The following is a 13,794-nucleotide window of genomic DNA, read 5'->3' as shown; positions in this document are numbered from 1 at the left end:
GAGCCCGGACCGGCCAGCCGGTTACGTCTGTCGGGTGAACCCGCTCGTCGACAGTGGACGGGCCGCAGAGGCGCTCACCCGTCGAGACGGATCGCGAGCAGGGCCACGTCGTCCCGCAGCCGGTCCGGCCGGGCGGCGGCGAGCAGTCGTTCGACCACGCACTCGGCGTCCGAGTCCACGGGAAGCCCGGCCAGGGTGCGTTCCAGCAGGTCCGTGCGCTCGTCGGCGTCCTCGCCCGCGATGTCGGTGAGGCCGTCGGTGTAGAGCAGTAGCAGCGAGCCGGCCGGGCAGGTCAGCTCGGCCTCCGTCCGTCCGGGCACGCTCCCGTCGCGGCCCAACGGGATGGCGCCGATCATCGGTGAGCGGTTGTCGTCGAGGCTGCGCAGCTCCCCCTCGCGGGTGAGCAGCAGCGGCGTCGGATGGCCCGCGTTGGAGTAGCGCAGCACGCGGTCGCCCGCGGCGTCCGGAGCCTCCATCCGCGCGTAGACGGCCGTCGCCATCGCGGCCATGTCCAGGCCCTGCACGAGCTGGTCGCAGCGGTCCAGCACCGAGCCGGGACGGCCGCCGTCCCACGCGTAGGAGCGGAGGACACCGCGCAGCTGGCCCATCGCGGCCGCCGCCGCCAGGTCGTGCCCGACGACGTCACCGACCGCGATCCCGACGCCGCCGTCCGGCAGCGGCAGCACGTCGTACCAGTCCCCGCCCACCTGGTTGCCGTCCGCACCGACGAGGTAGCGCGCCGCCATCTGCAGGCCGCCGACCTCGGGCAACGCCGGCAGCAGGCTGTGCTGCAGGGTCGCGGCCGCGGCGTGCTCCTGCTCGTAGAGCCGCGCGTTGTCCACCGTCAGCCCCGCGCGGCCGGCCAGGTCCGTCGCGAGGTGCAGGTCCCGCTGCGTGTAGCGGCGGCCGTAGGGGTGCTGGGTGAGCAGCGTCAGCGTGCCGAGCACGCGGCCCCGCGCCCGCAGCGGCACGACCATCGCCGAGCGGAGACGCAGCCGGTCGTAGGCGCCGGCCGCCGCGGCGTCCCCGGGGTGGCGTTCCTCGCCGCGCTCGGGGAGGTCGGAGACCAGCACCGGCTCGTCGCCCCCGAGCACCCGGCCGGTGTCGCTGCCGCGGCCGATCCGGTAGTCCCGCACCAGCACCAGGTCCCGCAGCCGCGCCTCGTCCGCCGCGTCCCGGGCGGCCACGGCGAGCCGCTGCGGCGCGCTCGCGCCCGGCCGGTCCAGCACGTCGACGGCGCACAGGTCCGCGAGCTGGGGCACCACGATCCGGGCCAGCCGCCGGCAGGCGTCCACGACGTCGAGGGCCTCGGTCATCTGCGTCGTCGCCTCCGCGAGCAGCCGCAGCTGCCCGCGGGACTCCTCGGCCTCGGCGAGCGCGGCCCGGCGTTCCTGCTCGACGAGCACCCGCTCGGTGACGTCGCCCTGCACGCCGACGAAGTTGACCAGGTTCCCCGCCCCGTCGACGACCGGGGAGATCGACACCTGGTTCCAGAATGCCGTGCCGTCGCGGCGGTAGTTGAGCAGGACCTCGGTGATCGGCTCCTGGTTCCGCAGCGCCTCGGTCATCCGCCGCACCGAGGCGCGGTCCGTGTTGGGCCCCTGCAGGAACCGGCAGTTGCGCCCGACGGCCTGGTCCGGGGTGTAGCCGGTCAGCCGGGTGAACGACGGGTTGACCCAGATCAGCGGGTCGTCCTCGCGGCGCGGATCGGTGATCGTGAAGGACATGTCGGTCGCGACGACGGCGCGGTCCCGGAGCACCTCCAGCCGCCTGCGGTCCCCGTGCTCGGTGCCGGAGAGCTGGAGGAACACGACCAGCGCCCGGGAGCGCAGCTCGTCCGGGACCTCGACACCCTCCGGGGCCCCCGCGTCGGGACCGAGCCCGAACCCGGTCACCCACAGCAACCGGCCCTCGCTCGCCTCGCGCTGCGCCGACGTCGCGGACGATCCCCGGCGGGCGGCGTCGTGCACCGCGACCGGCTCGCCGGCCACCGGGATCCCCGAAAAGACGAGGGACAGCGGCGAGGTCGTCTCGCTCATCCGCTTGCCGCCCAGGTCGGTGAGGCCCGCGGCGTCGCTCCAGTCGTCGATGTCGACGGGCAGCCGCACCCGGTTACCGGTCAGGTCGACGGCTGCGGCGTTGGCGTAGACCACCTGCCGCTGCTCCAGATCGATCATCAGGACGGCGGCGGGGGCGTCGTAGAGCACCTGGGGAAGGTCGGTGGCGGCCAGGCCGGAGGCCGGGAGGTCTCCGGCCGCGACCTTTCCCGCCAGCGTCTCGGCGAGCGTGCCCGGGTCCGCGGTTTCCACCCCACAAGAATAAGGGGGACGGGCCGCGCGCGCCGCTCGCCCGGACTCCGCCCATGGTGGACAGGAGCTGCCCCGACGTGCCGACCGGCCGGCGCGGCACGGTCTGTAAGGTCGCAGCGAACGCGGTTGAGCCACCAGCCGCCGGTCTCCGACGTGGTGCCCGGGCCACGTGCGCCGTTACCACCGCCCGGGCCGCCGACGGATGTCGCTGGAGGTGACGCCCCGTGCTCGATCCCGCCCCCGAGTCCTCCGGCCGTGCCGGCGCTCTCTCCGCCACGCTGAGCTCCCCCGCCCCCGACGTGCGCCTGCTGACCGTCGCGGGCGAGGTGGACACACTCACCGCCCCACGCCTGGCCGAGGGCCTGACGGGCCTGCTCGACGACGAGCGCGGCACCCCCGTCGTCGACCTCGCCGACGTCTCCTTCCTCGCCTCGAGCGGGCTGGCCGTGCTGATCCGCGCCGCCCACCGGGCCACCGGACAGGGGCGCCCGTTGCACCTCGTCGCCACCTCGCGGGCCGTCACCCGGCCGCTCGAGATCACCGGCTCGGACCGGCTCTTCGAGATGCACGGCGGCCTCGAGGAGGTCCTCTCGGGCGTCGCCGGCGGTGGGTCCGGCCCCGTGCCGGGGGGTGCGGATTGATTCAGCGACCCCCGGGTAGCACGATGACCATCCGCCCCGGGTCCGCCCGGGACGGGGACGAGCGAGCGCCGAGCAGAAGGAGATACCCCGCGTGTCCGACATGGACCGAACCGATCCGGGCGGCCCGGACGGTGCCTCCGTCGTCGAGGTGAAGACGGCCGCGACGGCGGCACTGATCCCGACCATCCGTGCGGTGGCGTCGGACCTGGCCGCGCGTGCGGACTTCGACCTCGACGCGATCTCCGACCTGCGCATGGCCGTCGACGAGGCCTGCGCGACGCTCGTGGACATCGCCGCTCCCGGCTCGTCGCTGCGCTGCGCGTTCTCCGTGCACGACGAGCGCATCGGCGTCGAGGCCGAGGTGGACGTGGCCGGGCCGGACATGACCGTCTCCACGGACACGTTCGGCTGGCGGGTCCTGCAGACCCTCGCGGACGAGGTCGAGCTGCTCGGTGCGAAGGACAACGGCCGGCCCACCGTCGGCATCAAACTCGACAAGCGCGCCGCCGCCCTACCCCGGTGACCGCCGCAGATCCCGAGTACGGCCACCTCGCCCCGTTGCTGGAGGAGTACGCCGCACTGGGCCCGGACGACCCGCGCCGCGAATCGCTGCGGGACCGGCTCGTCACGGGGTTCCTGCCGATCGCCCAGCACATCGCGCGCCGGTTCAACCACCGCGGCGAGCCGCTGGACGACCTCGTGCAGGTGGCCACCGTCGGGCTGATCAACGCGGTGGACCGCTACTCGCCCGAGAAGGGCAACGACTTCTTCTCCTTCGCCGTGCCCACGATCAGCGGCGAGGTGCGCCGGCACTTCCGGGACCAGGGCTGGTCGATGCGGGTGCCGCGACGGCTCAAGGACCTGCACGTCTCGATCAACGGCGTGGTGTCCGAGCTGTCCCAGGGGCTGGGCCGGGCGCCCAAGCCCAGCGAGATCGCCGAACGGCTCGGCGTGCCCGTCAGCGAGGTGCTCGAGGGGCTGGAGGCGTCCGAGGCGTACCGCAGCTCGTCGCTGGACGAGATGCTGTCCTCCGAGCAGGGCAGCGCCACCGTCGGCGAGCTCGTCGGCGAGGCGGACGCCGAGCTGGACCGGGTGGACTTCCGGCAGGCGCTGCGGCCCGTCCTCAGCGAGCTGCCCGAACGCGAGCGGACGATCGTCATGCTGCGGTTCTTCGGCAACATGACGCAGACACAGATCGCCGAGCAGGTCGGGATCTCGCAGATGCACGTGTCCCGGCTGCTCGCGCAGACCCTGGACCGGCTGAGGAACCGGCTGGACCCGGACACGCGGACGGGCTGAGCCGCGCTGCGGCCGGGGTCACGGCCCGCGCCCCGGGCCGGTGGGTCAAGATGTTCCTCGGGCGGACGCCGGTCCGGCCGGGAGGAGAGCCGATGACCGCGCCGGAACACGTCCTCGTCGTGGGAGCCGGGCTCGGCGGCCTGCGGACGGTCGAGCAGCTCCGTCAGGTCGGGTTCGAGGGGCGGATCAGCCTCGTCGGCGCCGAGGCCCATCCCCCCTACGACCGGCCGCCGCTGTCCAAACAGCTCCTCGCCGGTGCCTGGGAGCCCGAGAAGATCGCGCTGCGGGACGCGGCCGCGCTCGAGGACCTCGGCGTCCGGATGCACCTCGGGCTGCCCGCCGTCGCGCTGCGGCCCGGCGAGGTGGAGCTCGCGGACGGGTCGGTGCTCACCGCCGACGCGATCGTGCTCGCCACCGGGGTCGAGGCGCGCACCCTGCCCGGCCAGCCGGAGGACGTGTTCGTCCTGCGCACCCTGGACGACTCGCTCGCCCTGCGCGCCGCGCTCGAGAAGGCGGAGTCCCTGCTCGTCGTCGGGGCGGGGTTCATCGGGGCCGAGGTGGCGAGCACGGCGCTGGCCCGGGGCGTCTCGGTGACCATCCTGGAGGCCGCCGCGGTGCCCCTCTCACGCGGCCTGGGGGACGAGGTGGGCCGGATCTGCGCCCGGCTCATCCGCGAGGCGGGGGTGGACCTGCGGACCGGGACGGCGCTGGCGCGCTTCGTGGACGCGCACACCGTCGAGCTGGCGGACGGCTCGACCGTCTCCGCGGACGTCGTGGTGGTCGGGATCGGCGGGAAGCCGGACCTGGCGTGGCTGGCGGACACCGGGCTGGACCTGAGCGACGGCGTGCCCTGCGACGCGTCCGGCCGGGTGGAGGGCCTCGACGGCGTGTGGGCCGTCGGGGACATGTCCTCCTGGTCCGACGCCCTCAACGGGGCGCGGCACCGGTTCGAGCACTGGACGTCGACGAGCGACCAGGCCGCGATCGTCGCCCGGGACATCACGGGGGCCGAGGCGCCGCCCGCGACCGTGCCGTACTTCTGGTCGGACCAGTTCGGGCTCAAGATCCAGCTGATCGGGCGACCCGACCTGGCCGACTCGGTGCTCCCGCTGCACGGCGAGGGGCTCGCCGGGGGGCCGGTGAAGGGGACCGTCGTGGGCTACCTGGCCGGTGAGAAGCTCGTCGCGGTGGCCGGGTTCGGTGCCGCGCGGTACGTCGTGCGCTACCGGGCGCCGCTGCTGGCCGGGGCGGACCGGGCCGCGGCGCTCGAGTTCGCTCGTCTACTGCAGCAGTGAGAAGGGGGCCGGCATCCGCCGACCCCCTTCCACCTGCTCGAACTCTACGAGAAGAGCTTCTTCAGGATCGCCGCGGCGAGGATCACCCCGACGCCGATCAGGGCGTACCTGATCTTCGGATCCTCGAGCTTCTGCTTGGCCTGCGCCTTGCCGCTGTCCACGAACCGCTTGGGGTTCGCCCGGTCCGTCAGGGCGTCCAGGCTGTCGGCGAGTGCGTCACGCGTCTTCTCGATCTCACTTTGGATGGCCTCGGGGTCGCGCGCCACGACTCCTCCTCGGGGAATGTCCTTCGCGAATGACTGCCGCACACCGTAGATCACAGGCCGGAGCGCGGCCCGACGGGTGTGGTGGTCGACGCGCCGCAGGGGCGCGTCTCCACGTCCTCGCCGGTACCGCGGCGTTCCAGGTGGACCACCCGCAAGGCCGAGGAGGGGCTGATCCCGGGTTCGGATCGGCGCCGACGAGAACGCGGCGGGGCGCCGGCTGGGGCGTCACGCGCCGGATGAGGACGGGGAGACGCGCCCCTACCGGTACTGCGAGGATCGGGGCATGACAACCCGGCTGTCCGAGGGCGACCAGGCCCCCGACTTCACCCTGCCCGACGCCGACGGCAAGCCCGTCTCGCTCGCCGAGCACCGCGGCCGCAAGGTCCTCGTCTACTTCTACCCGGCCGCGAGCACGCCGGGCTGCACGAAGGAGGCCTGCGACTTCCGGGACAACCTCGCCGAGCTCAACGGCGCCGGGGTCGACGTCCTGGGGATCTCCCCGGACAAACCGGCGAAGCTCGCGAAGTTCCGGGACGCCGAGGAGCTGACCTTCCCGCTGCTCTCGGACGTCGACAAGGAGGTCCTCACCGCCTGGGGCGCCTTCGGCGAGAAGCAGATGTACGGCAAGACGGTCACCGGAGTGATCCGCTCGACCTTCCTGGTGGACGAGGAGGGGAGGATCGAGGCCGCGCTGTACAACGTCCGGGCGACGGGGCACGTCGCGAAGCTGCGGCGGGACCTCAAGATCTGACCTGTGGACAACCCGGGCCGATCGCGACCCGATCGAACCTCTGTTCGATAGGATCGGGCCATGCCCCGGGAACGCAGCTGGACGGACGAGATGCTGGTCGAGGCGGTGGCCGAGAGCCGGACGATGAAGCAGGTGTTCGCCCGGCTCGGTATCAGGCCGGGCCGGTACCAGTACCTCCGCGAGCACATCGCCCGGCTCGGCCTTGACGCGTCGCACATCCCGACGGCCGACGCCGGCTCGCCGAACCCCCGGCTGTCCTGGACCGACACGCAGCTCGCGGAGACCGTGCGGACGAGCTTCACGGTGGCCGAGGTCGGCCGCCGGCTCGGCTACAAGCCGAGCGGCGGCATCCACCGCATGCTGATCGGCCACTTCCGGCGGCTCGGCCTGGACACGGCGCATTTCACCGGGCAGTCCTGGTCACGCGGCCGCTCCGTACGGACACTCGCGCCTCGGACCCTGGACGAAATCCTGGTCAAGGGTTCTCGGGCGAACTCGTCGGCCCTCAGGAAACGCTTGATCGCCGCCGGGCTGAAGCCGGATCACTGCGAGGGTTGCGGCCTTCGCGAGTGGCTCGACACCCCGCTGCCGCTGGCCCTCGACCACATCAACGGCGACCACACGGACAACCGGTTGGAGAACCTCCGTATCCTGTGTCCGAACTGCCACGCGCTGACGGACACATGGTGCGGGCGGAAGAGAGGGCGAACTATTCCGTTCGCCTAGTCGGCGTAGCCCAATTGGCAGGAGGCCCTCGGTTTAGGTCCGAGACAGTGCGGGTTCGAATCCCGCCGCCGACACCTTTTCACCGGCCCGGAGGCCGAAACGGCCGTCGTCAGGCCTCCTGACGCGCCGCGTCCGCCTCCCGCGCCCCGTCGTCCTGCGGGACCGGCCTCCTCGCCGCCACCACGATCCCCGCGACGCCGACCAGGCCGCAGATCACCGACACCACGATCAACGCCGGCGAAGGCCGTCCCGTCACGGCGTCACCGAGGACCACGATCGCGACGGTGCCGGGGACGATCCCGACGACGGTGCCCACCAGGTACGGCCAGAACCGGACCGCGGAGAGCCCGCAGAGGTAGTTCAGCACCGAGAACGGGATCGCCGGCACGAGGCGCATCGAGGCGACGGCGAGGACCCCGTGGTGGTCGAGCCGGATCCGCGCCCACCGCGCCGCCGACCCCCGGGCGTAGCGCTCCACGAGCCTGCCGCCGGTCATCCGGACCAGCACGAACGCGAGGAGCGCCGCCAGCGTCGTCCCGGCGAGGGTCAGGACGATGCCGAGCGCCGACCCGAACAGCAGGCCCGCGGCGAGGGTGAACACCGTCCGGGGCACCGGCGTCACCGTGACCGCGGCCTGGAGGCCGACGAACAGCAGCGGGGCCCAGATGCCGGCCTCCGTGGTGAGCCGCTGCAGGTCCGCGACCCCGGGGGCCCCGTAGACGCGGGCGACGAGCAGCGCGGCCGCGATCACGGCCACGAGCCCGATGCCCGCGAGGACCGGGCGCCACCACTTCACGGGGACGACGGTACCGACCGGGTGATCCTCGAGGCCGCCGCACCCGACCCGGACATCTTCCGTCCATCCGGATCACACGGAACCTTTCCCGCCGATCTTCCACAGTGCGGAAGCACGACCCGCCCCGGCTGGGCTCCGGCGCTACCGTGCTGGCCGTGAGCACGCCCGAGAGCACCCGAAAGCTGGACCTCGACCCCGACGGCCTGGCCGTCCGCCGGGAGGTGCTCGGCGTCTCCCACGTCGACGCCTCGCTGGAGCGCGCGGACGAGATCACCGGCGAGTTCCAGGAGATGATCACCCGCTACGCGTGGGGCGGGATCTGGACCCGGCCGGGCCTGGACCGACGGATGCGCAGCGCGATCACGCTGACCGCACTCGTCGCGCACGGTCACCTCGCCGAGCTGGAGCTGCACCTGCGCGCCGCCCTGCGCAACGGTCTGACCCGCGAGGAGATCGTCGAGGTGCTGCTGCAGAGCGCGATCTACTGCGGGGTCCCCGCCGCCAACTCCGCCTTCGGGGTCGCCAAGCGCGTCCTGGCCGAGCCGGACCCCACCGAGTGACGCGCAGACCTGCGCCGGCGCTGTCGGCGCCCACGCGCGAGGTAGCGCCACGCGCGGTCGACCGCGCGCGTGGCGCGACAGGGCGCGTAGCGACTGTGCGAGCAGCGCGGGTGGCGGCGGTCCGCCGCCCCTCAACCGGCGAGTGCGCCCAGGTGCGGGAGGAGGGCGCGCATCGCGCGGCCCCGGTGGCTCGCGGCGTCCTTCTCCACCGGCTCGAGCTCCGCGGAGGAGCGCTGCTCCCCCTCCGGGACGAAGATCGGGTCGTAGCCGAAGCCGTTCGTGCCCCGCGGCGCCCGGATCAGTCGGCCCCGCCACTCCCCGTGCTCGATGACCTCGGTCCCGCCCGGCACCACCAGCGCGGCGGCGCACACGAACGCGGCGCCGCGGCGCTCGTCGGGGACGTCGGCGAGTTGCCCGAGGAGCAGCTCGAGGTTCGCCAGGTCGTCGCCGTGCTTGCCGGACCAGCGGGCGGACAGCACGCCCGGCATCCCGTTGAGCGCGTCGACGGCCAGCCCGGAGTCGTCCGCGACGGCCGGCAACCCGGTCGCGGTGGCCGCGTCCCGAGCCTTGGCCAGCGCGTTCTCCGCGAACGTGGCCCCGGTCTCGGGCGCCTCCGGGAACTCGGGCACGTCCCGGAGTCCCAGCACCTCGACTTCGCCCAGATCGGCCGCGACGAGCAGCCGCTGCAGCTCGACGAGCTTGCCGGCGTTGCGGGTCGCGAGCAGGAGCCGGGTCACGCCGGCAGCTCGCCCGGGTAGGGCTCGGCCAGCGCGGCGGTCTGCGCCTCGACGAGCTTCGCGATCCCCGCGAGCGCCGAGTCCAGCATCGCGTCGAGGGTCGAGCGCGCGAACGTGGCGCCCTCCCCCGTCCCCTGGACCTCGATCAGCGTGCCCGTGTCCGTCGCGACGACGTTCGTGTCCACCTCGGCCCGCGAGTCCTCCTCGTAGGGCAGGTCGAGCCGCACCCGCCCGTCGACGACGCCGACGCTCACCGCCGCCACCTGGCACGAGATCGGCTGCGGGTCCGCGAGCCTGCCGTGCGCGCCCAGCCAGGTCACGGCGTCGACGAGCGCCACGTAGGCCCCCGTGATCGCCGCGGTGCGCGTGCCGCCGTCCGCCTGCAGGACGTCGCAGTCCAGGGCGATCGTGTTCTCGCCGAGCGCCTTGAGGTCGATGCACGCCCGCAGTGCCCGGCCGATCAAGCGGCTGATCTCGTGCGTCCGCCCGCCGATCCGGCCCTTGACCGACTCGCGGTCGCTGCGGGTGTTCGTGGCCGACGGCAGCATCGCGTACTCCGCGGTCAGCCAGCCGAGCCCCGAGCCCTTGCGCCAGCGCGGCACGCCCTCGGTCACGCTCGCCGCGCAGAGCACCTTGGTGTCACCGAACTCGACGAGCACCGAGCCCGCCGGGTGCTTCTGGAACCCGCGGGTGATCCGAACGGGGCGCAGCTCGTCGTCGGTCCTGCCGTCTGCCCGCGTCACCGTGCCTGTAGTCACCGGCCCAGTCTAGGAAGCCGCCCCGGCGGCCCCGGACCCGGCGCGTCACACGGACCTCACATCGTTCAGGATTCAATTACGTATGATCACGGTCAACGGGATCCCCGCCCATCCCCTGGTGATCCACGCCGTCGTCGCGCTGCTACCTCTGGCGACGCTCGGTGCGATCGCCATGGCGGTCCGCCCGCGCTGGCGGCGCGCGATCGGCATCCCCGTCGCGCTGATCGCGTTGGTCGGTGTGATCGCGGTGCCGATCGCCACGCAGACCGGCGAGCAGCTGCAACGGGCACTCAACGGGGGCGGTCCGCTCGTCGCGATTCACGAGAGGCGGGCGGACGGCCTGCTCCCGTGGGCGATCGTCTTCCTCGTCCTGGTGATCGCGACGGTCGCGATCGGGATCCGCTCGGACCGGCTGGGCCCGGAGGGATCGCCCGCGCTCCGGCGGGCGGCGGTAGCCGTCGGGGTGCTCGCGGCGCTGCTCGGGATCGTGGTCACCGGGCTGGTGGTCTGGATCGGCGACGCCGGCGCGGCCGCGGTCTGGCAGGGCTTTTCCTAGATCTCGTACGCGGCGTCGGGCACCACCAGCTCCACCGGCCCGTCGAACGTCGCCTTGGCCTCGGCCAGCAGCGCGTCGGGATCACACCATGCAGGCACATGCGTGAGCAGCAGCCGGCCCACCCCCGCGGCGGTGGCGTGCTCGCCGGCCTGGACGCCGGACAGGTGCACGCCGGGCGGCGGGGCGTCCCACTGGTCCGTGACGTGCGGCCAGCTCGCCTCGCAGAGCAGCACGTCCGCGCCCCGGGCCAGCTCGATCAACCCGTCGCACGGCCCCGTGTCCCCGCTGTAGACCAGCGACCGGCCCCCGGCCTCGACGCGCAGGGCGTAGGCCTCGCACGGATGGTCCACGGTGGCGGCGCGCACCACCGCGTCCCCGATCGGGAACGACCCGCCGTCGGTGAGCGGGTGGAACGTGAAGACGTCCGTCAGATCCGTGGCCGCGCGTTCCTCGGCCGACGGCGCGTAGGCCGCAGCGAACCGGTCCGGCGCCTCGACCGGCGCGAACACGGGCAGCCTGTGCACCGTCGGGTCGACGGGCGGGGCCGGGTGGTAGCGCCGGTGCACGACGAGCGACGCGAAGTCCGAGCAGTGGTCGGGGTGCAGGTGGCTGAACACCACGGCGTCGAGGGCCCACGGATCGAGGTGGCGCTGCAGCGCGCCGAGGGTGCCGTTGCCCAGGTCCAGGGTGAACCGCGCCGCACCCGCCTCCACCAGGTAGCCCGAGGCGGGCGAACCAGGCCCCGGTCCGCTTCCCGAACAGCCGAGCACGATCAGCCGCATGATCGCCGATGCTAACGCCTGGCGCCCGTGCGGCGCAGCCACCAGAGCCCGACGAACGGCAGGATCAGCGGGATGAACCCGTAGCCGCGACCGAAGACGGACCAGACCGTGTCGTCCGGGAAGTCCCCGGTGTCCAGCAGCGTCACCAGGCCGACGACCAGGACGCCCGCCAGCTCGAACCCGACCGCGCCCCAGGCCAGCCTCCGGTGGCCGGGCGTGGAACCGGCCAGCCCGATCGTCGCGAGGATGTAGACGACGCCGGCGAGCCCGGAGAGCAGGTAGGCGACGGGAGCCTCGGAGAACTTCGTGGCGATCTGCACTCCCGCGCGGGCCGTCGCCGACAGGGCGAAGATCGCGTAGACGGCGATCAGGACCCGTCCGGCGCCGCTCGACGTCGCCCGGGGAGCCCGGGGCTCAGACACCGCCGGCCGCCCAGAGGCCCTCGAGCCGCCACACGGCCACGCCCGTGCCGATGGCGGCGACGGCGATGACCGTGCCGCCCCACCGCGTCGGCTCGGCGGTCGCGAACTGCAGCCCGATCGGCATCACGCAGACGCTCACCAGGAGGTAGATCAGGAAGGTGCTCTGCTCCGGAAGCTGGACGCCGCCGAACACCCGGGCGGCGGCGATCACCGCCTGCACCACGAGCAGGGCCTCGAACGCTCCGACGAGGAGCCGGTGCGGCCTGCCGGGTGGGCGGTTCAGCACGGTCGTGACCACGCCGAAGAGCGCCACCGCAGCCGCGGCGACGAGCACCACGAACCGGAGCGCGTCGATCACGGGCGGGACGCTACCCGAGGCCCCCGACGCAACCGGACGCGGTCGCCCGCTGTCCGGTCCGTCCCACGACCGAGCCGATCTCCGGGCCGAGGAAGCGGCGGCCGAGCCGCCGGAAGGGCTCCGGGTCCCCCGTGGCGAGGAACGCGTGCGGGCCGGGCGGCGGGTCGGTCTCGGGGTCCCGCAGCAGGTCACGGGCCATCAGCGTGCGCACGACGTCCTTGGCCGTCTCGTCCGCGCTCGACACCAGCGAGACGTCCGGGCCCAGCACGATCTGCAGCACCCCGGCGAGCAGCGGGTAGTGCGTACAGCCCAGCACCACGGTGTCCACGCGGGCCCGCTGCAGCGGCTCCAGGTAGCTCTGCACGAGGCCGAGCACCTGCCGTCCGCTGGTCATGCCGCGCTCGACGAAGTCCACGAACCGGGGGCACGCGACCGCGGTGACGTCGACGTCCCGCGCCGCCGCGAAGGAGTCCGTGTAGGCGCCCGACGCGATGGTCGCGCGGGTCCCGATGACCCCGATCCGGCCGTTGCGGGTAGCCGCCACCGCCCGTCGGACCGCCGGCAGGATGACCTCGACGACGGGCACCGGGTAGCGCTCCCGGGCGTCCGCCAGGCACGCCGACGACGCCGTGTTGCAGGCGATGACCAGCAGCTTCACCCCGCGCTCGACCAGGTCGTCCCCGATCGCGAGGGCGTGTCTGCGGATGTCCGCGATGCGCAGCGGACCGTACGGACCGTTGGCCGTGTCCCCCACGTAGACGACGCGTTCGGCGGGCAACTGGTCGATCACGGCGCGGGCCACCGTGAGCCCGCCGACGCCGGAGTCGAAGATGCCGATCGGCGCATGTCTGTCCGGTCCGGCACCGTTCGATGTGCTCACGCTCGCTGGACCCCGTTCCCTCGCCTCCGAATGGCCATGACCCAGGCTGCCAGAACGCCCCCGAGGGCCCCGAAGAGGTGCGCCTGCCAGGAGACCCCCGGGTTGCCGGGCAGGACCCCGAGCAGGATGCCGCCCCACAGGAACAACAGGACCAGGGCGAGCAGGATCTGCTTGCCGCTGCGGTTGAAGAAGCCCCTGGCCAGCAGGAACGTCAGCCACCCGAAGATCACTCCGGACGCGCCGATGGTCGACGAGCCCGAGGGCCCGACCAACCAGACACCGAGCCCGCCGACCACCCAGATGATCGCCGTGACGGCCAACCAGCGGCCGAGCCCGACCGCCATCGCGAGGAACCCGAAGATCAGGAACGGCAGGGTGTTCGCGATCAGGTGGTCCCAGTTCGCGTGCAGCAGCGGGGACCAGATGACGCCGAGCAGCCCCTCCGGGTCCCGCGGGTGGATCCCGTCGTCGTTGAGCCGCTGGCCCGTGAACGCGTCGACGAGCTCGGTCACGTAGAGGACCGCCGTGAACACGAGCATCACGAGCGACGAGAGGACCGGGGCCGGCGGCAGGATGCGCTGGCTCCGCGGTCGGGACGGTGTGGGTACCTGTGGCAACGGCACGGCCATGAGATCGAGAGTACGCGGAAGCGGCGGCC

Annotated in this window: 18 protein-coding genes and 1 tRNA gene; 9 read left to right on the top strand and 10 right to left on the bottom strand. The window is 73.3% G+C overall.

Translation table 11 applies throughout. The features are described 5' to 3' along the window. Positions 1 to 74: 74 nt before the first annotated feature. Positions 75 to 2,309, bottom strand: a complete 2,235-nt coding sequence (locus WBK50_RS04880) for a SpoIIE family protein phosphatase (RefSeq protein ID WP_341334434.1) — start codon at positions 2,307 to 2,309, stop codon at positions 75 to 77. Positions 2,310 to 2,533: 224 nt separating this feature from the next. On the opposite strand from WBK50_RS04880, the gene WBK50_RS04875 reads away from it, so the two are divergent. From WBK50_RS04875 to WBK50_RS04860, 4 genes are all read left to right on the top strand, one after another. Continuing rightward, positions 2,534 to 2,950 carry an STAS domain-containing protein gene (locus WBK50_RS04875; RefSeq protein ID WP_341334433.1) on the top strand — a complete coding sequence of 139 codons (417 nt, stop codon included), beginning with the start codon at positions 2,534 to 2,536 and terminating at the stop codon, positions 2,948 to 2,950. Positions 2,951 to 3,050: 100 nt separating this feature from the next. Next, positions 3,051 to 3,473, top strand: coding sequence for an ATP-binding protein (locus WBK50_RS04870; RefSeq protein WP_341339295.1), 423 nt, complete (start codon positions 3,051 to 3,053; stop codon positions 3,471 to 3,473). Beyond that, positions 3,470 to 4,249 carry a SigB/SigF/SigG family RNA polymerase sigma factor gene (locus WBK50_RS04865; RefSeq protein ID WP_341334432.1) on the top strand — a complete coding sequence of 260 codons (780 nt, stop codon included), beginning with the start codon at positions 3,470 to 3,472 and terminating at the stop codon, positions 4,247 to 4,249. Before WBK50_RS04870 ends, WBK50_RS04865 begins: the two co-directional genes overlap by 4 nt. A gap of 92 nt (positions 4,250 to 4,341) precedes the next feature. Beyond that, positions 4,342 to 5,544, top strand: coding sequence for an NAD(P)/FAD-dependent oxidoreductase (locus WBK50_RS04860; protein ID WP_341334431.1), 1,203 nt, complete (start codon positions 4,342 to 4,344; stop codon positions 5,542 to 5,544). Positions 5,545 to 5,588: 44 nt separating this feature from the next. Here the strand turns inward: WBK50_RS04860 and WBK50_RS04855 are convergent, their stop codons facing one another. Then, positions 5,589 to 5,810, bottom strand: a complete 222-nt coding sequence (locus tag WBK50_RS04855; protein WP_341334430.1) for a DUF3618 domain-containing protein — start codon at positions 5,808 to 5,810, stop codon at positions 5,589 to 5,591. Positions 5,811 to 6,093: 283 nt separating this feature from the next. On the opposite strand from WBK50_RS04855, the gene bcp reads away from it, so the two are divergent. The 3 genes from bcp (at position 6,094) to WBK50_RS04840 (ending at position 7,361) form a co-directional block, all read left to right on the top strand. Next, positions 6,094 to 6,561: a thioredoxin-dependent thiol peroxidase gene (bcp, locus tag WBK50_RS04850; protein ID WP_341334429.1), complete on the top strand. Its 468-nt coding sequence runs from the start codon at positions 6,094 to 6,096 to the stop codon at positions 6,559 to 6,561. A 60-nt stretch (positions 6,562 to 6,621) separates the two neighbouring features. Continuing rightward, positions 6,622 to 7,287, top strand: coding sequence for an HNH endonuclease (locus tag WBK50_RS04845; RefSeq protein WP_341334428.1), 666 nt, complete (start codon positions 6,622 to 6,624; stop codon positions 7,285 to 7,287). After that, a tRNA-Leu gene (locus WBK50_RS04840) sits at positions 7,287 to 7,361 on the top strand. The genes WBK50_RS04845 and WBK50_RS04840 overlap by 1 nt, the downstream gene beginning before the upstream one ends. A gap of 35 nt (positions 7,362 to 7,396) precedes the next feature. On the opposite strand, the gene WBK50_RS04835 is transcribed toward WBK50_RS04840, so the two are convergent. Further along, the gene (locus WBK50_RS04835) at positions 7,397 to 8,083 is read right to left on the bottom strand and encodes a TVP38/TMEM64 family protein (RefSeq protein ID WP_341334427.1); all 687 of its coding nucleotides are present in this window, start codon (positions 8,081 to 8,083) and stop codon (positions 7,397 to 7,399) included. A gap of 155 nt (positions 8,084 to 8,238) precedes the next feature. On the opposite strand from WBK50_RS04835, the gene WBK50_RS04830 reads away from it, so the two are divergent. Then, positions 8,239 to 8,643 (top strand): carboxymuconolactone decarboxylase family protein, encoded by a 405-nt coding sequence (locus WBK50_RS04830; protein WP_341334426.1) that lies wholly within the window; start codon positions 8,239 to 8,241, stop codon positions 8,641 to 8,643. Positions 8,644 to 8,774: 131 nt separating this feature from the next. Here the strand turns inward: WBK50_RS04830 and rdgB are convergent, their stop codons facing one another. Beyond that, entirely contained in the window at positions 8,775 to 9,380 is a 606-nt protein-coding gene (gene rdgB, locus WBK50_RS04825; protein ID WP_341334425.1) for an RdgB/HAM1 family non-canonical purine NTP pyrophosphatase, read from the bottom strand. Further along, entirely contained in the window at positions 9,377 to 10,123 is a 747-nt protein-coding gene (gene rph / locus WBK50_RS04820) for a ribonuclease PH (protein ID WP_341339294.1), read from the bottom strand. Before rph ends, rdgB begins: the two co-directional genes overlap by 4 nt. 97 nt (positions 10,124 to 10,220) lie before the next feature. Here rph and WBK50_RS04815 point away from each other — a divergent pair, with 97 nt between their 5' ends. Then, entirely contained in the window at positions 10,221 to 10,694 is a 474-nt protein-coding gene (locus tag WBK50_RS04815; RefSeq protein ID WP_341334424.1) for a DUF2231 domain-containing protein, read from the top strand. On the opposite strand, the gene WBK50_RS04810 is transcribed toward WBK50_RS04815, so the two are convergent. The 5 genes from WBK50_RS04810 to WBK50_RS04790 are packed head-to-tail and all read right to left on the bottom strand — an operon-like array spanning position 10,691 to position 13,765. Next, entirely contained in the window at positions 10,691 to 11,476 is a 786-nt protein-coding gene (locus tag WBK50_RS04810; RefSeq protein ID WP_341334423.1) for an MBL fold metallo-hydrolase, read from the bottom strand. The two genes, WBK50_RS04815 and WBK50_RS04810, sit on opposite strands and share 4 nt — an antisense overlap. 11 nt (positions 11,477 to 11,487) lie before the next feature. Further along, on the bottom strand, positions 11,488 to 11,898 hold the full coding sequence (locus WBK50_RS04805) for a hypothetical protein (RefSeq protein ID WP_341334422.1): 411 nt from the start codon (positions 11,896 to 11,898) through the stop codon (positions 11,488 to 11,490). Then, positions 11,891 to 12,256 (bottom strand): hypothetical protein, encoded by a 366-nt coding sequence (locus tag WBK50_RS04800; protein WP_341334421.1) that lies wholly within the window; start codon positions 12,254 to 12,256, stop codon positions 11,891 to 11,893. Before WBK50_RS04800 ends, WBK50_RS04805 begins: the two co-directional genes overlap by 8 nt. Before the next feature lie 10 nt (positions 12,257 to 12,266). Then, complete coding sequence (gene murI, locus WBK50_RS04795) at positions 12,267 to 13,136, bottom strand: glutamate racemase (RefSeq protein ID WP_341334420.1); 870 nt, start codon at positions 13,134 to 13,136, stop codon at positions 12,267 to 12,269. Next, a complete protein-coding gene (locus tag WBK50_RS04790) occupies positions 13,133 to 13,765 on the bottom strand; it encodes a rhomboid family intramembrane serine protease (protein ID WP_341334419.1) in 633 nt (210 codons plus the stop codon). The genes murI and WBK50_RS04790 overlap by 4 nt, the downstream gene beginning before the upstream one ends. Positions 13,766 to 13,794 lie beyond the last annotated feature (29 nt).

Source organism: Pseudonocardia sp. T1-2H, from assembly GCF_038039215.1.
GTDB lineage: Bacteria > Actinomycetota > Actinomycetes > Mycobacteriales > Pseudonocardiaceae > Pseudonocardia.
This window is presented reverse-complemented; position numbering and strand designations above follow the sequence as displayed.

Coding starts and splice junctions, on each gene's coding strand:
- bcp (WP_341334429.1), top strand. CDS start 6,094: ATGACAACCCGGCTGTCCGAGGGCGACCAGGCCCCCGACTTCACCCTG.
- WBK50_RS04790 (WP_341334419.1), bottom strand. CDS start 13,765: ATGGCCGTGCCGTTGCCACAGGTACCCACACCGTCCCGACCGCGGAGC.
- WBK50_RS04810 (WP_341334423.1), bottom strand. CDS start 11,476: ATGCGGCTGATCGTGCTCGGCTGTTCGGGAAGCGGACCGGGGCCTGGT.
- WBK50_RS04860 (WP_341334431.1), top strand. CDS start 4,342: ATGACCGCGCCGGAACACGTCCTCGTCGTGGGAGCCGGGCTCGGCGGC.
- WBK50_RS04815 (WP_341334424.1), top strand. CDS start 10,221: ATGATCACGGTCAACGGGATCCCCGCCCATCCCCTGGTGATCCACGCC.
- WBK50_RS04845 (WP_341334428.1), top strand. CDS start 6,622: ATGCCCCGGGAACGCAGCTGGACGGACGAGATGCTGGTCGAGGCGGTG.
- WBK50_RS04870 (WP_341339295.1), top strand. CDS start 3,051: ATGGACCGAACCGATCCGGGCGGCCCGGACGGTGCCTCCGTCGTCGAG.